This is a genomic window from Glycomyces sp. MUSA5-2, from assembly GCF_037034145.1.
In the GTDB taxonomy this organism is placed as follows: domain Bacteria; phylum Actinomycetota; class Actinomycetes; order Mycobacteriales; family Micromonosporaceae; genus Glycomyces; species Glycomyces artemisiae.
Genome location: NZ_JBAGKG010000005.1, coordinates 470,895 through 494,137, shown reverse-complemented (window position 1 = coordinate 494,137; position 23,243 = coordinate 470,895). Strand labels below are relative to the sequence as shown.

Sequence of the window (23,243 nt, the reverse complement as noted above, 5' to 3'; positions counted from 1 at the left end):
GCATTACGACCCGCCGAAACCCGCTTACGCGCGGGCCGCGCCCAGCACCGCGCCCACCGCGCCCGGCAAGGCGCGCGCCACATCGGAGGCCGTCACCGTCCGGTGCCCGGCCGAGGCGATCCCGCCCGCGCGGCCGTGCAGGAACGCCGCCGCCACCGCCGCCCGCACCCCGTCCATCCCGGACGCCAGCAGCGAGGCCATGAACCCCGCGAGCACGTCCCCGGACCCCGCGGTCGCCAGCTGCGGCCGCCCCGTCGGGTTCGCCCACACCGCGCCGTCGCTCGACGCGACCACCGTGTGGTGCCCCTTCAGCAGCACCGTGCAGTTGAGCCGCTTCGCCAGCGCCGCCGCGGCGGCGCCGCGGTCCTCGCTCGGCGGCGAGCCGTACAGCCGCTCGTACTCGCGGTCGTGCGGCGTGAGCACCACCGGCGCCTCCCGCCGCGACAGCACCGACGGGTACTCCCCGATCAGCGTCAGCGCATCCGCGTCCAGCACCGCGGGCGCGGGCGACACGAGCACCGACCGCAGCTCCCCGAGCGCGGCCTCGTCGGTCCCGAACCCGGGCCCGGCCAGCCACGCCTGCACCCGCCCGGCCTCCTTCACCGTCGGCGTGCACACCACCTCGGGGTGGCTGCGCCGCACGAACTCCGACGCCCCGCCCGCGTACCTGACGTACCCCGCGGGGCCCGCGAGCGCGCCCGCGGTCGACAGGACCGCCGCGCCCGGGTACCGGTCGGAGCCGGCCGCGACGCCGACGACGCCCCGCGTGTACTTGTCGTCGTCGGGGCCCGGCCGGTGCCACCACCGGGCGATGTCCGCCTCGTCGGCGACCCGCACGGCCGGGTTCGGGTCGAGGTGCGGGGCGAGTCCGATGTCGACGAGGACGAGCCGCCCGGTGAGCAGTGCGGCGCGCCCGAGCACGTGGCAGGGCTTGCGGGAGCCGAACGCGACGGTGGTGTCGGCGGTGACGGCGCTGGCGGGGACGGCGCCGGTGTCGACGTCCACGCCGGAGGGGACGTCAACGGCGACAACGGTTCCGGCGTCGATGCGGGCGAGCTGGTCGATGGCGCGGCCGGGCAGGCCGGGGCGGCCGCCGATGCCGAGGACGCCGTCGAGGAGGAGGTCGCAGCGGCGGGGCGGCTCGGCGACGAGGCGCCCGCCCGCGCGGGTGAGCGCGGCGGCGGCGACGGGGTGGACGCGCCCGCCCATGACGGGGACGGCGAAGACGCGGGCGCCGCGGCGAGCGAGGCGGGCGGCGGCGAACAGCGCGTCGCCGCCGTTGTCGCCGGGCCCGGCGAGGACGATCACGGTGGCGCCGTAGACGCCCGCGCGCTCGGTCCGGGTGGATCGCTGCTCTTTCAGGATGGCGGCGCATTCGGCGGCGAGGCCGGCCGCGGCGCGCTGCATGAGGGTCCCCGGCGGGAGCGTCGCCATCAGCTGGGCTTCCGCGCGGCGGACCGCCGCTGCCGTCCATGCACCGTCCATGGCTGTTCCTCTCCGGAACGTCGTTGGCCGTCAGGCCGTCTCGGCGATCACCACCGCTGTCGCTATACCGCCATCATGCGACAGCGAGACGTGCCAGCGCGAGACGCCACGCTGTGCGGCGACGGCGGCCACCGATCCGGTGATGGTGAGGGAGGGGCGGCCGTCGGGTTCGGAGAGCACTTGGCAGTCGGCCCAGCGCATTCCGCCGGGGGCGCCGAGGGCTTTCGCGACGGCCTCCTTGGCGGCGAAGCGGGCGGCGAGGGACTCGGTGCGGCGTCGGCGCCCGTCGGGGGCGCTGCGCTCGGCCTCGGTGAAGAGCTTGTCGGCGACGTGCGGGGTCCGTTCGAGTACGCGCTCGAACCGGTCCACGGCTACGACGTCTATGCCCACGGCGACGATCACCCGTCAAGAGTGCCACGGGATCGGGCGTCCCGCCCCTGTTCGGGCGGGTTCATCCGCGAGCGTGGGGGTCTGTCGCGGGGCCGGTTGTGGACGGTGCGGGACCGTCTGGGGCCGTTCGGTGTCGGGCGTCAGCCAGGCGGGGACGGGGAAGGGCCCGGCCGCTGGTGCGGCCGGGCCCTTGTGGCGCAAGGGGTCTAGCAGATGCTCGGCTCGTACCAGGAGCACTCCCAGTCGGCGGGGAGCTCCTCGGCGGGTTCGGCGATCTCCTCGGCCTCGGCGGCGAACGCGGCGATCTCGGATTCGGTGGCGTCGGCGCCGTGCGAGGCGATGGCGACGGCGATCTGGTCTTCGAGGCCCTTCACGGAGCTGGTGAGGTAGTCGTTGAACATGATCGCGAAGACGAGCTCGCGCCCGTCGGCGTCGGTGACGTACCCGGCGAGCGACGAGACGGAGGTCATCGAGCCGGTCTTGGCGCGGACGTTCCCGGCGGCCTCGGTGCCGCACATGCGGCTGGCGAGGGTGCCGTCGACGCAGGCGACGGGGAGCGACGCCTGGTAGGTGTCGAACCAGGTCGCGTCCTGGGCGCCGATGAGGAGGTCGGTGAGCATGTCGGGGGTGAGCTCGTCGAAGCGGGACATGCCGGAGCCGTCGACCTGGCGGATCGGGCCGGTGTCGACGCCGTAGTCCTCGATGGCGCCGTAGACGCCGGCCTTGCCGGACGCGAAGGTGCCCTGGCCGGTCTGGGCGAGCCCGACGGCCTTGAAGAACGCCTCGGCGTACAGGTTGTTCGAGGGCTTAAGCAGGTCGTCGGTGAGGGCGGCGAGCGGCTCGGAGTCGTGGGTGGCGAGGACTTCGCCGCCCTGCGGGGTGGTCTCGTGGAGGCGGATGCCGCCGGTGAGGTCGATGCCCTCGGCGGCGAGCGCGTCGGCGAAGACGTCGGCGACGAGTCCGGTCGGGTCGATGACGGAGCGGGTCGCGTAGGTGCCGGAGGTCCCGGCGGCGACGGTGCCGGAGACGCGGATGGTGTTCGAGTGCTCGTCGCGGTTGACGGCGACGTTGTTGGTGGTGCCGGTGGTGGCGGTGCTCTCGATGGTCACGTAGTCGGTCTCGGGGACCGTGGTGACGACGGCGGGGGCTCCGGCGCTCGCGCCGGGCTTGACGAAGACGCGGACGGTGCCGGAGAAGTGGTCGGTGCCCGAGCCGATGGTGAGGGCGGAGATCTCGCTGGCGGAGGTGTACTGGAGGTCGCCCCAGGCCCATTCGTCGCCGTGCCGGGCCGCATCGAAGGCGGTGTCGTCGGCGACGAGGTCGCCGTCGACGGTGGACACGCCGGCGGCGGCGAGGTCGGCGGCGAGGGCTTCGAAGTCGGCTTGGAGGAGCGACGGGTCGCCGGAGCCGCGGAGGTAGAGGTCGCCGGAGACGACGCCGTCGACGGGGCGGTCGCCGAGGACGTCGGTGGTGAAGGTGTGGTCCTCGCCGAGGACGTCGAGCGCGCCCGCGACGGTGGAGAGCTTGTTGGTGGAGGCGGGGACGGCCCGCTGGTTGCCGTGGTGGTCGTAGACGACTTCGCCGGTGGCGGCGTCCTTGACGATGATGCTCGACTGGGAGTCGGTGAGCTTGGGGTCCTGGAGGATCGCGTCGATCGCGGCGGCGAGCGCCTCGTTGCCGGTCTCCTGGGCCTGTGCGACCGTGGTGGCCGCGAGGGTGATGGCGCCTGCGGCGGTGACCGCCACGGCGCCTGAGATCAGGGTGCGTTTTTTCACTCCGCGAGCATAAACGCTGCGCACGTCTTGCGGGAGTTCGCACGGAAGTGTCCAATATCGCCCCGATGCCGGGCAACCGAAGCGGCGGCGGGGGCGTAACAGCCCCCGCCGCCGGTGTCGGAACGTGTTGCGGCGCTTCGCGACCGCGCTTTACTCCACCGTGTCCTACTCCACCGTCACGGACTTGGCGAGGTTGCGCGGCTGGTCGATGTCGCGGCCCAGGGCGGTGGCGAGCTCGGCGGCGAACTCCTGGAGCGGGACGGCGGTGAGCAGCGGCGCGAGGAGCGTCGGGGACGCGGGCGTCTCGATGACGTGGTCGGCGTGGACGGCGGTGATCTTGTCGCCCTCCTCGCAGACCGCGATCACCTTGGCGCCGCGGGCCTTCACCTCCTGGATGTTGGAGATGATCTTGTCGTGCAGGAGGGACCGGCCCCGCGGGCTGGGGACGATCGCGATGACGGGCGTCCCGTCCTCGATGAGGGAGATCGGGCCGTGCTTGAGCTCGCCCGCGGCGAAGCCCTCGGCGTGCAGGTACGCGAGCTCCTTGAGCTTGAGCGCGCCTTCGAGGGCGACGGGGTAGCCGACGTGGCGGCCGATGAACAGCACGCGCTCGCCGCTGGCGGCGCATTCGCGGGCCATCTCGCGGACGGGGTCGAGGTGCTCGATGACCTTGGCGATCTTGCCGGGGGCGGCGACGAGCTCGTCGAGGATCGCGGAGACCTCGTCGGCGTACTTGATGCCGCGGACCTGCGCGAGGTGCAGGCCCACGAGGTAGCAGGCGGCGAGCTGCGTCAGGAACGCCTTCGTGGAGGCGACGGCGACTTCGATGCCCGCGCGCGTGTACAGGACGGCGTCGGACTCGCGGGGGATCGTGGACCCGACGGTGTTGGAGATGGAGAGGACGCGGGCCTTCTGGTCCTTCGCGTGCCGCACGGCCATGAGCGTGTCCATGGTCTCGCCGGACTGGGAGATCGCGACGACGAGCGTGGAGCGGTCGAGGACGGGGTCCCTGTAGCGGAACTCGGAGGCGAGCTCGACCTCGCAGGGGATGCGCGTCCAGTGCTCGATGGCGTACTTGGTGACGAGCCCGGCGTGGTAGGAGGTGCCGCACGCGACGATGAACACCTTGTCGATGTCGCGGAAGTCCTGGTCGGACATGCGGACCTCGTCGAGGACGATCTGCCCGGACTCGTCGATGCGCCCGCGGAGCGTGTCGGCGACGGCCTGCGGCTGCTCGTGGATCTCCTTGGCCATGAACGTGTCGTAGCCGCCCTTCTCGGCGGCGGCGATGTCCCAGTCGACGCTGAACGGCTTGCCCTCGGAGGGGGCGCCGTCGAAGCCGGAGACGGTGGCGCCGTCGCGGTTGATCGTGACGATCTGGTCCTGGCCCAGCTCGATCGCGTCGGTCGTGTAGGCGATGAACGCGGCGACGTCGGAGGCGAGGAAGTACTCGTCCTCGCCGAGGCCGACGACGAGCGGGGAGTTGCGGCGGGCGCCCACGACGGTGTCGGGGTCGTCGGCGGCGACCGCGAGGAGCGTGAACGCGCCTTCGAGGCGGCGGCAGACGCGGGCCATCGCGGCGGTGAGGTCGCCGTCGACGCCGTACTCGGCGCCGAGGAGGTGGGCCGCGACCTCGGTGTCGGTGTCGGAGAGGAACTCGACGCCGCCGGTTTCGAGCTCGGCGCGCAGCTGCCCGAAGTTCTCGATGATGCCGTTGTGGATCAGGGCGATGCGGCCGTCGTGCGAGCGGTGGGGGTGCGCGTTGCGGTCGGAGGGCACGCCGTGCGTGGCCCAGCGGGTGTGGCCGATGCCGCACGTGGACTCGGGCAGCGGGTGGTCGGCGAGGGCCGCTTCGAGGTTCGCGAGCTTCCCGGCGCGCTTGTCGGCCTCGATGCGGCCGTCGGCCGACACGAGCGCGACGCCCGCGGAGTCGTAGCCGCGGTATTCGAGACGGCGCAGGCCGTCCAGCACGACGTCGACGGCGCTGCGGCGGCCGACGTATCCAACGATTCCACACATGCGAGAAACCCTACCGCAGTTTCGCGCATCACTCGTGCGCGGTTCATCGGTAATCGATCACACAGTCTGATCATTATTGCCGTTCGCCGCGGCGTCGCGCGTCGTTCACCCCCCGGTCGCGCAGCGTTCGCCGCGGCCGGGGGCGCCCCCGGGACGCTCGGGAGGCCGCGCGCCCGCGGGACCGCCCTCCTACGAGATGACGGCGATGCCGCGGGTCCCGTCCTCGTCGACGTAGCTGATGGCCGCGCCACTGGCGGCGGCGCTGATCTGCGCGTCGTGGCACCAGTCCGCGGGCACCGCGGTCCCCTCGGTCCCGGCCGCGGGGAGCGCGACCTCGACGGCCTCGCCCGCGGCGACCTCGTACAGGCGGCAGTCGGGCCGGGTCGGGTCGAGCGACTCGTCTGCGGCGAGCACGGCCCGGTTGTCGGGCAGCACGGTGCCCCAGCCGCGCGCGACCTCCGGGTCGAGCGGCGTGTAGCCCAGGCGCACGGACTTCTTGTAGAGCCGCTCGCCGGTGTCGGCGTCGTAGGCCATGACGCCCAGCCAGGAGCCCTCGCGGTCCTTCGCCGTGTAGCACTCGATGATCTGCACGGTGCGCCGCTCGGCCTTGGGGACGTCGGCGCGGGCCTCGCCCCCGGCGACCACCCCCGAGGCGGTCGCGGCGGTCGGCTGCGACAGGTGCAGGGTCCCCCCGCACGCCGAGGAGTTCGTGGACCCGAACGACTGGTCCTTCACCTGCCAGCGCTCGGCGCCGTCGCTCAGGCCGTAGGCGATGAGCCGGTGCTCGAAGCGGCGCGCGGAGAACGGGCCGTCGGTGACGCGGTGCTCGATGCGGCTGTCGATGAGGACGGTGTCGCCGGAGACGAGGAACGAGTCGGGGACGACCTCGGCGGCCTTGTCGACCTCCTGCTCCCAGGCGGTGGCGCCGTCGTCGAGGTCGAAGGCGAGGACGTAGTCGCGGGCGACGGGCCGGTCGGGCGCAGGCACGCACTTGGCGAGGAGGGCGACGCGGCCCCCGGCGACCTGGGCGGCGTTCCCTTCGCAGCCGGGCGGCATCTCGGCGTCCCACAGGAGGTTCCCGCCGAAGTCGTAGACGTGGAAGACCTCGCTGCCGTCCTCGGCGAACAGGAGCCGGTCGTCGGCGAGGGCGAGGAGGGCGCCGGGGGAGCCGTCGAACCCGGCGGTGGCGACCTCTTCGCCGTCGCGGGTGCGCAGGACGCGGACCTGGAAGTCGCCGCGGTCGTCGGCGCGGGGGCCGGTGAGGGCGACGAGGTCCTGCGGGTGGGAGAGGACGGGCGGCTGGGCGGCGAGCCAGTTCCAGCGACGGTGGTACCAGACGGCGGCGCCGGTGGCGGGGTCGAGCATGGTGACGGCCTGCGGGGTCGGGTCGGCGGGGTGGTCGGTGCGCAGGAGCCCGTAGGGGGTGTCGGTGAAGCGCTCGACGCCGGCGAGCGCGGCGAGGCCGTCGAGGCCGGCCTCGTTGACGGCGGTGTCGCCGGTGCGCACGTCCTGGTTGGCGAGTTCGGCCCAGCGCTGCATGGCGGGGGCGAGGGCGGCGGCGAGGAGCACGACCACGGCGACGGCGAACACGCCGACCTTGCGGCGCATGGACTTCGGGGGGCGGGCGCGCCCGCCCGCGTAGCCTTCGACGACGAACTCGGAGAGGGCGAGGAGGCCGCCGCCGAGGACGCCGAAGCCGTACGCGAGGGCGGCGACCCCGGCGCGGTGGGTGATGAACTGGCCGGGCCCGGCCTCGGGCATGGACGAGTAGACGGCCCATCCGGCTGCGGCGGCGAACACTGCGGTGGCGAGCGCGGCGATGATGATGCGCAGGCCGGTGTGGGCGGCGGCGGTGGTGATCACGGCGGCGGCGATGAGCACGGACGCGACGGTGCCGATGATCATGTACACGCCGGAGGACCCGGTGCTGGTCGCGCCGGTCCCGAACGACGCCCAGACGAGGAGCACGGCCCAGCATGCGAGCGCGGTGATCCCGGCGGCGCGGAGGAAGACGCGGGCGAGTGGGCGCCCGTTCCTGGGCGCGCGCGGCGGCGCCGCGTCGGTGCTGGAGCGGCCGGCGCCGGAAGCGTTGTGGGACATGCCCTCTTTCTACCGGTCACCGGCCGCCCGATCCGGGCTTTCGCGCAGATCGCGAGCGGGTTTCTCCCTTGAGGGCAGCCCGAATGGCGATCGGCCCACTGGGCCCCCCGGTCGCAACCCTGACACGGGGGTCCGACAGTCGGGCGGGCCCCGTCCGGCGGTCAGCCGCCGAGGGGGGCCGCCGCCATGGGGGTGTAGTGCGGCTGGACGCCGGTCGGGGCCTTGCCGAAGTCGGACTTGTAGAGGACGAGCTCGCCCGCGGTCCAGCTGGGGCCGTAGTAGCGGCGGAGCGTGAGGAGGTCCTGGGCGGCCTGCTGGTTGGTGACGCGGTCGCCGGGGCGGGCGAGGGTCACGTGGGGGCGGTACTGCTTCTGGTCCACCGGGAGGTCCGCGGCGATAAGGCCGGCGCGGATGCGGTGGACGAGGTCGACGAGGGCGGCGACGTCGCCGTCCAGGCCGGCGTAGACCACCGAGTAGCGGCCGCGGCCGAAGCGCCCGCCGCCGGAGACGCACAGCCGCATCGGCGCGGACTCGCGCGCGGCGGCGGCGACGGCCTCGGCGGCCTCGGCGCAGCGGGCGGCGGGGACGTCGCCGAGGAAGGCGAGCGTGAGGTGCCAGTTCTCGGACCGGACCAGGCGGCCGCCGGTCGCGGGCCTGCGGCCCGCGGCGCCGGGGCGGCTGGGGGCGCCGCGGCGCGCGATGTTGAGGTCGGAGACGACTTCGGCGAGATCGGCGACGGCGTTGTCGGGAAGCGGAAGCGCAGCGAAGAGGCGCTCGGTCCGTACCTGGGGTGCGGCCTGTACGGCCGCGGTGGCGGAGGCACTCACTGGATTCCCTCCAGGGGCTCTACTCGGGATCGGTGACCCGCGCCTGCGTCGAGCGGTGTGTCGGCGCGACGTGGTCGAGGGCTGTCACGATGTGCCTATCCTCGCAGCAACTTCCGACGTTCATTCAGTGAAATCCCATTGGACGGGACAGTAATTTCGCGGAAGTAACGTTCGAGTTGACTCCTGAGACCCCAGAGCCGCAGGAGGTTCGGGGCGATTGCGGCGAAGTCGGGCACCACGCGAATCCACACGGATCACTCTGGTTCACCTGCTGGGATTCACCGATACGGGACGTCACGACCCTTGTGGAGGCTCCTGCCCCTTACGGCATGGCCTTGCCGCCGAGCGCGGTCGCGCGGCGGCGCACCTGCGCCCGCTTGGCGAGCGCGACGGCCGCGGGCGTCGCGACCGCGATGAGGCCGCCGAGCCACAGGCCCGCGCGGGCGCCGTACTGCTCCATGAACCAGCCGACGATCGGCGCGAACACGGCCGTGGAGCCGAGGAACACGAGCATGTACAGGCTCAGCACGCGGCCGCGGAAGTCGGCGCGCACGCCCATCTGGACGCGCTGGTTCGCGGCCTGCGCGTAGTAGACCATCGCGAACCCGGTGGGCGCCAGGAGCGCCATCGCCGACCACAGCGAGGGCGCGAGGCCGACGGCGAACGTGCCGACGCCCAGGAGCGACGACGACAGGAGCATCGTGTTCAGCGTGGGCCGCCCGGAGCGGCGGCCGGAGGCGAGGGACCCGGCGAGCGCGCCGACCGCGAGCGCGGTCAGGAGCAGGCCGTAGGAGTCGGCGCCGGTGCGGAACTCGGTGCGCGCCAGCATGGACAGGGTCAGCGCGAAGTTGAACGTGAAGCCCGAGACCAGGAGCGAGACGACGAGGACGGCGATGATGTCGGGCCGGGCGCCCGCGTAGCGCAGGGCCTCGCGGATGCCGCCTGAGTCGGCCCGGCGGCGCACGGGGTTGGAGAGGCTGCGGCGCAGCAGGACCGCGCAGGCCGCGGCCGGGCCGAGCGCGAGCACGGCGCAGGCGACGATCACGGTGCCCGTCGAGGTGACGGCGATGAGGACGCCCGCGAGGGCGGGCCCGGCGATGCGGCTGGTGTTGAAGATGGCGCTGCCGAGGCCGACGGCGTTGGGGAGCGCTTCGAGTTCGACGATCTCGGAGTAGAACGCCTGGCGGGCCGGGCCTTCGACGACGGCGACGGACCCGAACGCGAACATGCCGAGGTAGACCATCCACAGTTCGATGTGGCCGGTGAACACGACCGCGCCGAGGACCGCGATGACCGCGGAGGAGGCGAGGGAGCAGAAGAGGAGGACGCGGCGCTTGTCGAAGCTGTCGGCGATCTTCCCGCCGTGGAGGCCGAAGAGGAGGTAGGGGCCGAACTGGAGCGCGAGGGTCCAGCCGAGGGCGGTCCCGGAGTTCCCGGAGAGTTCGAGCACGAGCCAGGAGACGGCGGTCGTCTGGAGCCAGAACGCGAGGGTGCCGACGAGCTGCCCGGCGGCGTACACCCGGAAGGCGGGGTAGGCGAGGGCTCTGAACGTGTGGCGCAGCTGGCCGAGGAGGACCGGAGACATCGCATTCAAGTGTATTTACTTACCGGTCGGCAAGCCAGTAAGTGAGACCGATTTCTCTCGCCAGCGACACGAAGCGGCGGGGCGGGCCCGGAGGCCCGCCCCGCCGCGGAAGCGAGGTGCGCTGAGTCCCTAGTCCTTGCCGGCGGACCCGAAGAGGACGTCGTCCCAGCCCGGCAGCTGGTTGCGCGGCTTCGACCCGGCCGCCGCGAGCGGCGGCACGTTCAGGTCGTCGTCGGCGACGGTCCGCTTGTTCGGGCGGAGCACCGCGAGCGAGGGGACCTCGGGGGTCTCCCGCTGCTCGGGCGCGGTCGTTCCGGGCAGGCCGAGCTGCGATGTGCGCTTGCCGCGCCCGCCGCCGTCGTCGAGCGGGCGCTCCAGGACCTCCCGGAGGCGGTCGCGGCGCAGCGGGTCGGGCCGGGCGTCGTCGTCGCGCTCCTGCAGGCCGTGCATCGGGTCGCGCGAGGGCCGCACCGGGTCGCCGGGGCGCACGCCGAGGTCGCTCGGCGCGTCCTTCGGGGCCGCGACCTGCGTCGGCAGCGGCGTCGAGAGGAACTGCGCCATCTCGTCGTCGGGCGTGACGGTCTGGCGGGCCCGGTCGAGCTTCCAGCGGGCGCGCGCGGTCGTCTTCCCGGAGGACCAGGACGCCTGGACGAGCCAGGAGCCGTCCTCGGTGCGCCACGCGTCCCACGACACGGCCTCGGGGTCGACCCCGTGGGTGCCGAGCTTCACGTCGACGACGTTCGACATGCGCTCGCCGCGCTCCGAAGTCGCCAGCCGCGAGCGGCGGGCGGCCTGGGCGAGCATGGCGCGCTCCTGGAGGACCGGCCCGGCGTAGCGGAGCACCCGATCGACCGCGACCTGCGCGGAGGCGGCGATGTCCTCGGCGGACTCGCCCGCGCGGATGCGGGTCTGGATGTCGCGCGGCGACAGGTTGACGGCGGCGGGGCGCTGCGGGACGGGGCGGCTCGCGGCGGCGGGCTTGGACGGCGGCGCGTCCACTTTGGCCCGGATGGCGCTGCCGCCCTCCGGGACGTCGACGACCGCGGCGACCCGCTCGTCGAGCGGGAGGGCCAGCAGGCGGCCGAGTTCGTCGGCGAGCACGAGCGCATGACCGTCCTCAGAGAGGGCTACGAACCGTACCGGCCTCATGCCTTCCACCCCTCGTGTCTTCGTCAGCGCCGCATTGCCAGCTCATCCGAGCGTACGCCCAACCCTACCGGCGGACCACAACCGGCGGGGTGCCTATAAGCGATCGCGGCGGCGCGACCCCCGGCGGTGCCCGTCCGCGGCAACGCGATGCCGACTCGCGTCGGCGTGACCGATTGTCGCGGGGACTGTCGCAGCGTACATTGGCAGCGTGTCCACCGACGGAAGTTCCCAGCCCCCGGCCGCGTCAGCGTCCGGCTCGTCGGCGAACCCCCGCGCCGCCTACCACCGGGTGAAGAAGACCCCCGAACTGCCCGCGGCCGAGGCCGTGCGGCTGCGCATGACGCCGATCGCCGTCGCCGGGACTCTGGTGTGGACGGTCGCACTGATCCTGACCCAGCTGTTCCGCGAGCAGCTCGCGGACTCGGGGAGGGAGTGGTGGGGCGCGTGCGCGCTCACTGGCGTCGTCATCGGCCTGCTCGGGACGGCCGCGATGGTCGTCGCCGACCGGCGGCACTTCGGCGGCGACCGGAAGGGCTGAAGGCCCGGCGCGGCCCGCGGAAGGACCCGCTAGAGGATCTCGGAGCCCTCGTCGTCGTAGACGATCTCGGACTTCTCCACGCCCTGCGGGGTGGTGTCGACGAACTCGCTGATCTGCGAGTGCGCGCCGCAGCCGTGGTCGGCGGAGACGACGCGGGCGTCCTCCGAGGAGTACAGGTTCGCGCAGGCGCCGAACGCGAGGCGCATCGATCCGGCGAGCGGCAGGAAGAACCCGCACGTGCCGCAGCGGGCGGGCGCGGGCGCGGCCTCGGCGATCGGGGCGGTGGGGCCGCGGTCGCCGTCGTACCAGCGCTGCGCGGTCTCGGCGCGGCCCTCGCGGTTCATGACGCGCTCGCGGCCCAGGCCGAGCTCGAACGCGATGTCCTCGACGGCGTCGTCGTCGGAGAGCTGGTAGGCGGGCATGAGGCGGTCGTCGTCGTCCTCGGTGGGGAGGACCTCGCCGGTGCCGACCTCGCCGCCTTCGAGGCGGTCGGCCCACGGCACCCACGCGGGGGCGCGGAGCGCGTCGGGGCCCGGCAGGAGCGCGGTCTCGGAGACGGTGGCGACGCGGGCGCGCGGGGCGCGGGTGAGCACGACGGCCCAGCGCCAGCCGCGGTAGCCCGGGAGGGTGCACTCGAAGTAGTGGGTGACGACCCGCTCCGACTCGGCCTCGACGCTCAGGTGCTCCCCGATCCCGTCCCCGGCCTCCTCGGCGGCCTCGCGCGCGAGGTCGACGGCATCGGCGAGCGCCTTGTCCAGACGCGGCTTGCGGGCGCGGGCGGTCTTGGCGGCGGCGGAAGTGGTGGAGCTGTCAGGCACGCCCTCAAGCATAGGTCAGCTCGCGCCCGCACCCGGCGGACGGTGCGGCCGCGAGGGAGCGGGATGCGCCACACCTGCGCGGTGGACGGGCCGGAAATGTCGCACCCCGGAGGGACGCTGGAAACCGGGGGCCCTTACCCAGAGGTCAACGACGGGCTGCCCTCGGACCCGGAGTACGGACCGCCGCGCGCGGTCGTGCCGCGCGGGTGAGGATTCGGCCGTCCGAGTCCGCGAGAGCGGGCCGCCGCGCGAGCGGACGGGCGCAGGCCGTCCTCACGCCGCCCGCGGGATCGCTGCGGCGGGCGCCACGGTCCGTGCGGCGGCCGGAGCGGGGGCGGGGCCGGTACCGTTTCAGGCATGCGAATACTCGTCGTGTGCGCGGTCGCCGAGGAGGCCCAGGCCGTCGAGGCCGGGCGCTCGCTCCGCCACGAGCTGGACATCCTCGTCTGCGGCGTCGGCCCGGCCGCGGCCGCCGCCTCCACCGCGCGGACCATCGCCGAGAACAGCCACATGGGCCGCGCCTACGACGTCGTCGTCAACGCGGGCATCTGCGGGGCGTTCCAGGGCCGCGCGAAGATCGGCGACGTGCTCATCGCCACCGACTCCGTCCACGCCGAGCTCGGCGTGAACCTCCCGTGGCGGTTCCAGCCGATCGACGAGATCGGGTTCGGCACCAACCGGATCGGCTGCAACACGGTCCTGACCGTCGCCGTCGAGGGCGTGCGCGGCGAGATCCTCACCCTCGCGTCGATCACCGGCTCCGACGGGCAGGCCGCGAACCTCGCCCACCGGTACCCCGACGCGGTCGGGGAGGCCATGGAGGGCTTCGGCGTCGCGACCGCCGCCCAGCACGCGGGCCTGCCGTTCGCGGAGATCCGCACCGTCTCCAACTTCGTCGGCGACCGCGACGTCGAGAAGTGGGACTGGGGCTCGGCCCTGAAGTCCCTCACCGGCGCGATCAGGGAGCTGTAGGCATGGCGGCACTCGGCGTCCCCTTCGACGCGTACGAGCCCGGCGGCGCGCTGCACCTGGCGCACTCGCCGTGCCCGAACGACACGTTCATCTACCACGCGTGGACCTCCGGCCTCATCGACGGCGCCCCCGCGACCCGGCTGACGTTCGCCGACATCGACGTCACCAACTCCGCCTGCGCGCGAGGCGAGTTCGACGTCGCGAAGGTCTCGTACGCGGCCCTGCCGCACCTCGGCCCCGAATGGCGGCTGCTGCCCGCGGGCGGCGCGCTCGGGCGCGGATGCGGGCCGCTGGTCCTCACCGGCCCCGGCGGGCTCGCGGGCCTGGAGGGGAGGCGCATCGCTGTGCCCTCGGACCGCAGTACCGCGTTCCTCCTGTTCAACCTGTGGCTGCGCGACCTCGGCGGGCCCGGGGTGAGCGTGGAGGTCGTGCCGTTCGACCAGATCATGCCCGCGGTGCGCGACGGCCGCTTCGACGCCGGGCTGGTCATCCACGAGGCCCGGTTCACGTACGGCGAGTACGGCCTCGACTGCCTGGTCGACCTCGGCGAGTGGTGGGAGGGCGCGACCGGCTGCCCGATCCCGCTCGGCGCGATCGTCGCGAAGTCGCATCTCGACACGGCGGCGGTCACCGACGCGATCCGCGCCTCCCTCGACTACGCGTGGGCGAACCCCGAGGCGAGCCGCGCTTATGTGGCCGAGCACGCGCAGGAGATGTCCGACGAGGTGTGCGCCAAGCACATCGAGCTGTACGTCAACGAGTTCTCCCGCGACCTCGGCGAGGAGGGCCGCGCCGCGATCACACGGCTCCTCGGCGGCGCCGCGGAGCTCGGGCTCGTCCCCGAGCTCGGCATCGCGATCCCCTGACGCGCGGCGGCGAGCGCTCGGGCGCGCGATCCCCAAGGGCCCGGGCGGGTGTCGCGGTGCGTGTCGGTTCCCTCACCCGGGCGTTCCGGACCGTCCGGTTCATGCCACGCTAGGCTTGACGGAACTCAGCAGTAGCCGGCAAGAGAGAGAAGTTCGAGGTTCAGCGGTGCCCAGTGGTCGAGTGAAATGGTTCGACGCCGAGAAGGGATTCGGATTCGTCTCCCGCGACGACGGCGGCAAGGACGTCTTCGTGCACCGCGACGCGCTCCCCGAAGGCGTGGAGGAACTCGCCAAGGGGACCAAGGTCGAGTACAGCATCATCGACACGCGCCGCGGCGTCCAGGCGATGGGCCTCCACGTGCTCGCCGCCCCGCAGGCCGCGGGTGCGGCCGCGGCCCCCGAGACGCCCCGGCGCTCCCCCGAGGAGCTCAACAGCCTCCTCCAGGACCTCATCGGCGTCCTCGAACAGCAGGTCATGCCGCCGCTCTCGCGCGGCAGGCGCCCCGACCGCAAGACCGGCGCGAAGATCGCCGAACTCCTCCGCGCCGTCGCCGCCGACCTCGAATAGCCGCACGGGAACCGCGGCCGACCCCACGCGGCGGCCGCGGCGACCCGGACCTCCCGCCGACTCCAGTCCTCAGCGACCCGGATTCCCCCGCCGGACTCCGGCCGCCCGGCGACCGCCCTCCGGTTCCCGCACTTCCGAGGACCGCTCGCGAACCCGGACTTGTCGGACCTCTCGGGCAGGGTTGTTGAACCGGGGGCCCATCGGTAGGGACATATCCGTTATGTCTGGAGAAATCGGTGCAGCCGTGAGGCGGGCTAGTCTCTGAGGGGTGACCTCGGATCCCCAAGCGGCCCTTCCCGCACCTGGCCTTGACGACGACGCTTCCCTCCCCGGACCCGCCGTCGGCGACGGCGCCGATCGCGGCGCCGGACAGGGTGTCGATGCACTGCTCGAACGGCTCGCCTCGCTGCCGTCGCTGATGGTGGCGTTCTCCGGCGGCGCCGACTCGGCGTTCCTGCTCGCGGCCGCGGTGCGGGCGCTCGGCCCGGAGCGGGTCGAGGCCGCGACGGCCGTGTCGCCGTCGCTGCCGGCGGCCGAGCTCGACCGGGCGCGGGCCTTCGCCGAGGGCCTCGGGGTCGTCCACCATGCTCCGGCGACCGACGAGCTGTCGCGGGAGGGCTACCGCGCCAACGCGGGCGACCGCTGCTTCTTCTGCAAGACCGAGCTGATGAGCGTCGTCGGGCCGCTCGCCGCGGCGCGCGGCGTCGCCGCCGTCGCGACCGGCACGAACGCCGACGACCTCGCGGCCGGGTTCCGGCCGGGCATCCGCGCCGCGGCCGGGGCCGGGGCGATCACGCCACTGGCCGACGCCGGGCTCACGAAGGCCGAGATCCGCGCCGCCTCGAAGGCATGGGGTCTGTCGACGTGGGACAAGCCCGCGGCGGCCTGCCTCGCGAGCCGCATCGCGTACGGGGTCGAGGTCACGGCCGAAGGGCTGCGGCGGGTCGCAGAGGCCGAGGAGGCGCTGCGCGACGCGTTCGGGGCGGCCGCGATCCCGGTGCGGAACCTGCGGGTGCGCGACATGGGCGGCGGGACCGCCCGGGTGGAGATCGACGCCGAGCTGGTGGCCGCGGTCGCGGAGCGGCCGTCGCTGCTGGAGGCCGTGACCGGGTTCGCGGAAGTGCGGCTGGACTCACAGGGGTTCCGGTCGGGGGCGATGAACGAGCTGCTGCCGAATCCGGAGCGGTACCGCTGAAACGGCCGATGGCCGGGTGGTTATTTCGGGATATTCCCGAAATGTTCCGAATGATGGGCCCCCGGTTCAACAACCCTGACCTAGGGGTGTGACAGGTAGGGGGCGTTGGGGTGCAACGTGATCGTTGTTCGGGATGGAGTGCGAGTACCCGGTGGGGCCGGCGGCGATCGTCAGTGGAGGATGAGTCCGATAGCCCCACCGGGTCCATAACCCCTCGGGAACCCCTCATTCCCCGAGGGGTTCACCGTGGGACATGAGACTGAACCGGGCCTGTGCCGAACCTGGCAATTCCCTGATACAGGGGTGTTCGGTTTATAACGGGCGGTGGTTCCTTTTCGGACATGAGGACGCTCCGATTGCGTTGGCGGCGGTCCGCAGGTTCGGGGCGGCGGGGGCGGGCGTGTAGAACTGTCGGGTGGAGTTCTCCGGGTGCGTCAGCGTGTACCAGCCGGGCTGCTCGGCCGGGTGCGGGGCGCCGCTCGGGGCGGCGTGCGATCCGGGCGGGCCGTGCAATGCGTGCGCGGGGCCGTGCGGGGGCGCGACCGATCCGGGGCCGTTCCATTCGATGGCGCTGGGGGCCTTGGGGTTCGGGCGGTTGACGCCGGAGCGGCTGGAGCGGGCGAGGATGCGGCGCCGGGAGGGGCCGCGGCGGTTCGGGCTGCGGGCGATCGCGGCGTACCGGCGGTACCTGTCGCCGCGGGTCCAGGTGCAGTGCCGGTTCGTGCCGAGCTGCTCGGGCTACGGCTACCGGGCCGTGTCGCGGTACGGGCTGTGGACCGGCGGAAGGCTCGCCGTCGCCCGCATCCTGCGGTGCCGACCGGGCGTGACCCGAGGCACCCGTGATCCGGTTCCCGGCCGCTGAGGCGCCCGTTAGGATCCAGGTCATGAGTGACTCGAACCTGGTGGGCCGCGAGCCCGACAACGCGCCCGCAACGACGGCCGGCAAGTCCCGCTCCCGCGAGGTCAAGCCCGGGCACCTGGAGGTCGGCGAGTTCACCTCCAGCGTGATCGGCGCGGCGTCGCCGTTCGGCACCTCCGCCTTCCCTGTGCCGGTCAAGTCCGTGCACTACGAGCACACGCCTCCGGTGCCGACCCGCCACCTTGAGGACGAGCGCCACTAGTCGCCTCCTGATTCGCTGCAGCCCTCCGCTTCTGCGGGGGGCTGCTTTGCGTATCGAGGAACAGCGATGCAATGGGTCGTCAGAATCTTGTAAGGAAATTGCAGAGGTGGTATGTTCTTGCGCACACGGGGTGCGCCACCCGTCACCCGGCGCCCCCGACCAACCCCCGGAGGATGAAGCGCAATGCCGCGTACCGCCCGAACCGCGGCGGGAGTGCTGGGCGCCGCCCTGGTACTCACCGCCTGCACCGGCCCCGGCGACCCGCCCGATGACGGCTCGTGGACCGACGAGCCCGCCGACTCGCAACTGGCCGCCCTCGCCCAGACCCCCGCCGACGAGGCCGAGCAGTTCTACTTCGTCATGACCGACCGCTTCGCCGACGGCGACCCGACCAACAACACCGGCGGCATCGACGGCGGCGCGACCGAGACCGGCTACGACCTGACGAAGCGCATGTTCTACCAGGGCGGCGACCTCGCCGGAGTCGAGCAGCGGCTCGACTACATCGAGGGCCTCGGCACCACCGCGATCTGGCTGACCCCCGTCGTCGTCAACCAGCCCGTGCAGGTCTCCGAGACCTGGACCGGCGCCGGGTACCACGGCTACTGGGGCACCGACTTCACCGCCGTCGACCCGCACCTGGGCGACGACGCCGAACTCCAGAGCCTCATCGCCGCCGCCCACGAGCGGGGCATCGAGATCTACCTGGACGTCGTCGTCAACCACACCGCCGACGTGATCGAGTACGCGGAGGACGCGAACGGGTATGTCCCGACTGAGGATTCGCCTTACACGGACGCGGAAGGGCGGCCCTTCGACGACGCGAACTACGCAGCCTCAGGGGAGTTTCCCGCGGTCACGACTGAGGGAGCGCCTTACACGCCTGAGCTGGAGGCGGGCGAGGAGGACCTGAAGGCTCCCGACTGGCTCAATGATCCGACGATGTACCACAACCGCGGCGACTCCACTTACACCGGCGAGTCCTCGACGTACGGCGACTTCTCCGGGCTCGACGACCTGTGGACCGAGCGGCCCGAGGTCGTGGACGGGTGGATCGACGTCTACGCCAACTGGATCGCCGACTCCGGCGTCGACGGGTTCCGCCTCGACACCGCCAAGCACGTGAACCTGGAGTTCTGGCCCCAGTTCATGGCCGGGATCCGCGACGCCGCCGAAGCCGAGGGCATCGACTTCTTCGCGTTCGGCGAGGTCTACTCCGGCGATCCGAACTACACGAGCACCTACGTGCGCCAGGGCGACCTCGACGCGGTCCTGGACTTCGGGTTCCACGGCGCCGCAACCGGATTCGCGACCGGCGCCTCAGGGGCCGAGGGCCTCGCCGCGGTGTACGAGTCCGACGCGCTGTTCACCAGCGAAGGCACCGACGCGCTGTCGACGCCCACGTTCGTCTCCAACCACGACATCGGCCGCGTGGGCCGCACCATCGTCGAGACCACCGACGAGGCGACCTGGACCCAGCGCGCGATCCTCGCCCAGCAGCTCATGTTCCTCACCCGCGGCCAGCCCGTCGTCTACTACGGCGACGAGCAGGGCTTCACCGGCTCGGGAGGCGACGACTACTCCCGGCAGACCATGTTCGCGTCCCAAGTGGACGAATACCTGGACGACGAGCTCATCGGGACCGACAGCACGCACGCCGACGACAACTTCGACACCGGGCACCCGATCTACCAGGCCATCGCCGAACTCGGGCAGCTCCGCAAAGACCACCCGGCGCTCGCCAACGGCACCCAGGTGACGCGGTCCTCCGAGGGCGGGATGTTCTCCTTCTCGCGCATCGGCGCCGACGGCGTCGAGTACCTCGTGGCCGTCTCCAACTCGACCGAGGCGCAGACCGTCGACGTCGAGACCTACTCCGACACGTTCTCCCCGGTCTACGGGGACGGGTCCATCGAGGCGTCCGACGGCGCCGCCACGGTCACGGTACCGCCGCTCTCGGCCGTCGTGTTCCGCGCCGACGATGCGGTGAGCACAGGGGACGCACCTGACGTGTCCCTCACGGTCGCACCGGAATCGGCGACCACCGCGTACGTCACCGCCGAAGTCACCGGCGACCCGCTCGCGCGGGTCGCGTTCGCCGCGTCCGTCGACGGCGGTGAATGGACCTATGTCGGCACCTCCCCCGGACCCGACCACCGCGTCGCCTACGACCTGCAAGGGCTGCAAGGGGACCAGAGCGTCGAGTTCAAGGCCGTCGCCGTGGACCGCAGCGGCCGCAGCGCCTCAGCGAAGGCGACCACCGCCGTCGCCACGCCCGACCAGGCGAGCGGGTCCCTGACCTGGGCGAACGTCCACTACAACGGCGACCCCGAGCAGTGGGGCCTGTACGTGTGGGGCGACGTCGCCGAGGAGTCGAGCACCGTGTGGCCCGACTCGAACCCGTTCTCCGGCACCGACTCCTACGGGTCCTTCGCATCCGTGAAGCTCGCCGACGACGCGAACGAGGTCGGGTTCCTCGTCATCGACGAGGACGGGAGCAAGGACTACCCGGGCGACCGGGCCTTCGACCCGAGCGAGCATCCGGAGATCTGGCTCGATGCCGGCACCGGCGACATCGCGTACTCGCTCGCCGAGGCCAACGGGTACGTCACCGTCCACGCGCCCGCCCGTGCTCCTGAAGACAGCGGCACCGACTGGGGCCTGCACCTGTGGGGCGACGCGCTCGCCGAGGGCGTCGAGACCGCTTGGGACGCACCGAGGCCCCCTGACGGGACCGACGAGTGGGGCCGCTACTGGCAGGTGCCCGTGGACGACGTCGACGCGCAGATGGGCCTCATCGTCCATGATGGAGACACGAAGCTCTACGGCTCCGACGTGCTCCTGACCCCCGCGGCGCTCGGCGAGACCTGGGTGACCGCGGCCGGCGCCCACGACACGCGGGCCGCCGCCGACGGCAAGGCCGTCGTCCACTACCAGCGCCCCGCGGGCGACTACGACGGCTGGACCCTCCACACCTGGGAGGGCGCCGCCGACCCCACCGACTGGAACGCCGGGCTCCAGCCCGCACGCACCGACTCCTTCGGCGCCGTCTACGAAGTGGACCTCGCCGAGGACGCCGAAGCGCTCTCCTACATCCTCCACAACGGCGACGAGAAGGACCTCCCCACCGACCAGCGGCTCGTGTTCGCCGAGTACGGGCAGGAAGTCTGGATCACCGCCGCCACCGAGGGCTACGTGCGCCCCGCCGGGGCCTCCACCGGCCGCGGCAAGGACCTCGACCTCACCAAGGAGCAGGCGATCTGGCTCGATGCCGACACCATCGCGCTCGACACCGAGTCGACGGATGGAAAGGTCTTCGAGCTGCTCGCCAGCGCCGACGGGTCGATCGCAGTGGAGGACGGCGCGATCACCGGCGACTTCGAGACGATCCCGTTGACGCCCAAGGGCGGCCTCACCGAGGCGCAGCGGCGGGCCTGGCCCGCGTACTGGGGCTACCGGGCGTTCGATGTCGGTGCGGCCGACGGCGATGCGATCCGGGAGGCCCTGCGCGGGCAGCTCGTCGCGGTCGAGCGGGACCACGCCGGGACGGCCTGGTACGCGACGGGCGTGCAGACCGCGGGCGCGGTCGACGACGTGTACGCGGCGGCCCTGGACGCCGATCTGGGCGTGACGTGGCAGGGGAGGAAGCCGCGGCTGGCGCTGTGGGCGCCGACGGCGCGGTCGGTGGCTCTGGAGCTGTACGACTCGCCTGACGACACTTCGCCCGAGCTGCACGAGATGTCGTTCTCGGAGCGGACCGGGGTGTGGTCGGTGAAGGGCGCGAAGGGCTGGGACCGGAAGTACTACCGGTTCGCGGTCGAGGTGTGGCATCCGGCTTCGCAGCGGGTGGAGTCGTATTCGGTGACGGACCCGTATTCGGTGTCCCTCGCGGCGGATTCGACGCACAGCCAGATCGTGGACCTCGACGACGCGGATCTGAAGCCGGACGGGTGGGACCGCGAGGACCCGCCCGCGGAGGTCGATCCGGCTGCGGCGCAGGTGTGGGAGGTGCATGTGCGGGACTTCTCGGTCGCCGATGCGTCGGTGGACGAGGAGCTGCGGGGCACGTATGCGGCGTTCACGCAGGAGGGCTCGGTGTCGGTGCGGCACCTCGCGGAGCTGGCCGATGCGGGGCTGACGTACGTGCATCTGCTGCCGACGTTCGACATCGCGTCGATCCCGGAGGCGGGTCAGGCGACGGTGGGCTGCGACCTGGACCTGATGGCGGCGAACTCGACGGAGCAGCAGGCGTGCGTCGGGGCGGTGCGCGCCGACGACGCGTACAACTGGGGCTACGACCCGCTGCACTTCAACGTCCCGGAGGGTTCGTACGCGACGGATGCCGACGGGGTGCAGCGCATCCTGGAGTACCGGGAGATGGTGGCGGCGCTGCACGGCCTGGGGCTGCGCGTGGTGAACGACGTGGTCTACAACCACACGGCGGCGTCGGGTACGGACGGGAAGTCGGTGCTGGACCGGATCGTGCCGGGCTACTACCACCGGCTCGACGCGGACGGGGAGGTGTACACGTCGACGTGCTGCGCGAACACCGCGCCGGAGCGGCCGATGTTCGGGAAGTTCGTCGTCGAGTCGGCCGTGCTGTGGCAGGACGCGTACCACGTGGACGGGTTCCGGTTCGACCTGATGGGCCATCACCCGAAGGCGAACCTCCTCGCGGTGCAGGCGGCCCTCGATGATGACGTCCTGCTGTACGGGGAGGGCTGGGACTTCGGCGAGGTCGCCGGGGACGCCCTGTTCGAGCAGGCGACGCAGTCGAACATGGCGGGCACGGGGATCGGGACGTTCAACGACCGGCTGCGCGACGCCGTGCGCGGCGGCGGGCCGTTCGATGCGGACCCGACGGTGCAGGGCTTCGGCTCGGGTCTGTGGACGGCGGACAACGACGGCGAGGCCACCGATGCGGAGCTGGCGGCGCTGCTGCACGCGCAGGACCTGGTGAAGCTGGGCCTGGTCGGGAACCTCGCGGACTACGCGTTCACGGCTTCGGACGGGTCGGCGACGACGGGCGCGGGCCTGGACTACAACGGGGCCGCCGCCGGGTACACCCGGGACCCGGCCGAGGCAGTGACCTATGTGGACGCGCATGACAACGAGATCCTGTTCGACGCGCTCGCGTACAAGCTGGGCCCGGACACCTCCGGTGAGGACCGGGCGCGGATGCAGGTGCTGTCGCTGGCGACGGCGGTCTTGAGCCAGGGCACGGGGTTCACGACGGCCGGTTCGGAGATGCTCCGGTCGAAGTCCCTGGACCGGGACTCGTACGACTCCGGGGACTGGTTCAACGCGATCCGCTGGGACTGCACCGGGACCGAGGGGTTCGGGTCGTCGTCGAACGGGTTCGGGTCGGGGCTGCCGCCGGTGTGGACGTCGGAGGCGAAGTGGCCGTACGCGGAGGACGCCCTCGCGTCGGTCGATGCGCCGGCCTGCGGGGACATCGCGCTCGCGGACGACCGGTACCTGGAGCTGCTGCGGATCGCGTCCTCGACGGGGGCGTTCAGCCTCGGGACGGGCGGCGAGGTCGCCGAGCGGGTGTCGTTCCCGTTGTCGGGCACGGCGTCCGAGGCCCGGGGGGTGATCACGATGCGGATCGACATGACGGGCCTGGACGACGCGTTCGAGACGGTCACGGTGGTGTTCAACGCGTCCCCGGACGCGGTGTCCCAGACCGTGGCCGACGCGGCGGGGTCGGGGGCGCGGCTGCACCCGGTCCTGGAGGACTCGGCGGACCCGGTGTTCGCGGACGCGGGCTTCGACGACGCGACGGGCGCGTTCACGGTGCCGGGGCGGACGGTGGCCGTGTTCGTCAGCTAACGA

At 72.6% G+C, this 23,243-nt stretch carries 17 protein-coding genes; 8 read left to right on the top strand and 9 right to left on the bottom strand.

Annotated elements, in window-relative coordinates:
* Positions 1–24: 24 nt before the first annotated feature.
* From WA640_RS18725 to sepH, 8 genes are all read right to left on the bottom strand, one after another.
* The gene (locus tag WA640_RS18725; protein WP_335989578.1) at positions 25–1,485 is read right to left on the bottom strand and encodes an NAD(P)H-hydrate dehydratase; all 1,461 of its coding nucleotides are present in this window, start codon (positions 1,483–1,485) and stop codon (positions 25–27) included.
* A gap of 30 nt (positions 1,486–1,515) precedes the next feature.
* Positions 1,516–1,887: a holo-ACP synthase gene (locus WA640_RS18720; RefSeq protein WP_106364325.1), complete on the bottom strand. Its 372-nt coding sequence runs from the start codon at positions 1,885–1,887 to the stop codon at positions 1,516–1,518.
* Between the two features lie 194 nt (positions 1,888–2,081).
* Positions 2,082–3,650, bottom strand: a complete 1,569-nt coding sequence (gene dacB / locus WA640_RS18715; RefSeq protein WP_335989575.1) for a D-alanyl-D-alanine carboxypeptidase/D-alanyl-D-alanine endopeptidase — start codon at positions 3,648–3,650, stop codon at positions 2,082–2,084.
* A 165-nt stretch (positions 3,651–3,815) separates the two neighbouring features.
* The gene (gene glmS / locus WA640_RS18710; RefSeq protein WP_335989574.1) at positions 3,816–5,669 is read right to left on the bottom strand and encodes a glutamine--fructose-6-phosphate transaminase (isomerizing); all 1,854 of its coding nucleotides are present in this window, start codon (positions 5,667–5,669) and stop codon (positions 3,816–3,818) included.
* Positions 5,670–5,858: 189 nt separating this feature from the next.
* Complete coding sequence (locus WA640_RS18705; RefSeq protein ID WP_335989572.1) at positions 5,859–7,769, bottom strand: outer membrane protein assembly factor BamB family protein; 1,911 nt, start codon at positions 7,767–7,769, stop codon at positions 5,859–5,861.
* A gap of 161 nt (positions 7,770–7,930) precedes the next feature.
* Positions 7,931–8,596 carry an RNA 2',3'-cyclic phosphodiesterase gene (thpR, locus tag WA640_RS18700; RefSeq protein WP_181245778.1) on the bottom strand — a complete coding sequence of 222 codons (666 nt, stop codon included), beginning with the start codon at positions 8,594–8,596 and terminating at the stop codon, positions 7,931–7,933.
* A 322-nt stretch (positions 8,597–8,918) separates the two neighbouring features.
* A complete protein-coding gene (locus WA640_RS18695) occupies positions 8,919–10,181 on the bottom strand; it encodes an MFS transporter (protein ID WP_335989569.1) in 1,263 nt (420 codons plus the stop codon).
* Between the two features lie 129 nt (positions 10,182–10,310).
* Complete coding sequence (sepH, locus tag WA640_RS18690; protein ID WP_335989567.1) at positions 10,311–11,330, bottom strand: septation protein SepH; 1,020 nt, start codon at positions 11,328–11,330, stop codon at positions 10,311–10,313.
* Positions 11,331–11,538: 208 nt separating this feature from the next.
* On the opposite strand from sepH, the gene WA640_RS18685 reads away from it, so the two are divergent.
* Positions 11,539–11,868 carry a DUF2530 domain-containing protein gene (locus WA640_RS18685; protein WP_106364331.1) on the top strand — a complete coding sequence of 110 codons (330 nt, stop codon included), beginning with the start codon at positions 11,539–11,541 and terminating at the stop codon, positions 11,866–11,868.
* Positions 11,869–11,897: 29 nt separating this feature from the next.
* On the opposite strand, the gene WA640_RS18680 is transcribed toward WA640_RS18685, so the two are convergent.
* Positions 11,898–12,686 (bottom strand): DUF3027 domain-containing protein, encoded by a 789-nt coding sequence (locus tag WA640_RS18680; RefSeq protein ID WP_219926738.1) that lies wholly within the window; start codon positions 12,684–12,686, stop codon positions 11,898–11,900.
* Between the two features lie 357 nt (positions 12,687–13,043).
* Here WA640_RS18680 and mqnB point away from each other — a divergent pair, with 357 nt between their 5' ends.
* From mqnB to pulA, 7 genes are all read left to right on the top strand, one after another.
* Positions 13,044–13,658: a futalosine hydrolase gene (mqnB, locus tag WA640_RS18675; RefSeq protein WP_106364333.1), complete on the top strand. Its 615-nt coding sequence runs from the start codon at positions 13,044–13,046 to the stop codon at positions 13,656–13,658.
* A gap of 2 nt (positions 13,659–13,660) precedes the next feature.
* Positions 13,661–14,524 carry a 1,4-dihydroxy-6-naphthoate synthase gene (locus WA640_RS18670; RefSeq protein WP_335989562.1) on the top strand — a complete coding sequence of 288 codons (864 nt, stop codon included), beginning with the start codon at positions 13,661–13,663 and terminating at the stop codon, positions 14,522–14,524.
* A 166-nt stretch (positions 14,525–14,690) separates the two neighbouring features.
* Positions 14,691–15,092, top strand: a complete 402-nt coding sequence (locus WA640_RS28885) for a cold-shock protein (RefSeq protein ID WP_106364335.1) — start codon at positions 14,691–14,693, stop codon at positions 15,090–15,092.
* 268 nt (positions 15,093–15,360) lie between these two features.
* Positions 15,361–16,287: an ATP-dependent sacrificial sulfur transferase LarE gene (larE, locus tag WA640_RS18660; RefSeq protein WP_335989559.1), complete on the top strand. Its 927-nt coding sequence runs from the start codon at positions 15,361–15,363 to the stop codon at positions 16,285–16,287.
* A 625-nt stretch (positions 16,288–16,912) separates the two neighbouring features.
* Positions 16,913–17,149: a membrane protein insertion efficiency factor YidD gene (yidD, locus tag WA640_RS18655; protein WP_335989557.1), complete on the top strand. Its 237-nt coding sequence runs from the start codon at positions 16,913–16,915 to the stop codon at positions 17,147–17,149.
* A 22-nt stretch (positions 17,150–17,171) separates the two neighbouring features.
* Positions 17,172–17,408 (top strand): hypothetical protein, encoded by a 237-nt coding sequence (locus tag WA640_RS18650; RefSeq protein WP_106364338.1) that lies wholly within the window; start codon positions 17,172–17,174, stop codon positions 17,406–17,408.
* A gap of 183 nt (positions 17,409–17,591) precedes the next feature.
* Positions 17,592–23,240: a pullulanase-type alpha-1,6-glucosidase gene (gene pulA / locus WA640_RS18645; protein WP_335989556.1), complete on the top strand. Its 5,649-nt coding sequence runs from the start codon at positions 17,592–17,594 to the stop codon at positions 23,238–23,240.
* Positions 23,241–23,243 lie beyond the last annotated feature (3 nt).

Bases quoted from the DNA above. Each gene is read 5' to 3' on its own strand.
- WA640_RS18705 (WP_335989572.1), bottom strand. From the start codon at position 7,769: ATGTCCCACAACGCTTCCGGCGCCGGCCGCTCCAGCACCGACGCGGCG.
- pulA (WP_335989556.1), top strand. From the start codon at position 17,592: ATGCCGCGTACCGCCCGAACCGCGGCGGGAGTGCTGGGCGCCGCCCTG.
- sepH (WP_335989567.1), bottom strand. From the start codon at position 11,330: ATGAGGCCGGTACGGTTCGTAGCCCTCTCTGAGGACGGTCATGCGCTC.
- yidD (WP_335989557.1), top strand. From the start codon at position 16,913: ATGCGGCGCCGGGAGGGGCCGCGGCGGTTCGGGCTGCGGGCGATCGCG.
- glmS (WP_335989574.1), bottom strand. From the start codon at position 5,669: ATGTGTGGAATCGTTGGATACGTCGGCCGCCGCAGCGCCGTCGACGTC.
- WA640_RS18670 (WP_335989562.1), top strand. From the start codon at position 13,661: ATGGCGGCACTCGGCGTCCCCTTCGACGCGTACGAGCCCGGCGGCGCG.
- WA640_RS18695 (WP_335989569.1), bottom strand. From the start codon at position 10,181: ATGTCTCCGGTCCTCCTCGGCCAGCTGCGCCACACGTTCAGAGCCCTC.
- WA640_RS18725 (WP_335989578.1), bottom strand. From the start codon at position 1,485: ATGGACGGTGCATGGACGGCAGCGGCGGTCCGCCGCGCGGAAGCCCAG.
- mqnB (WP_106364333.1), top strand. From the start codon at position 13,044: ATGCGAATACTCGTCGTGTGCGCGGTCGCCGAGGAGGCCCAGGCCGTC.
- WA640_RS18650 (WP_106364338.1), top strand. From the start codon at position 17,172: ATGAGTGACTCGAACCTGGTGGGCCGCGAGCCCGACAACGCGCCCGCA.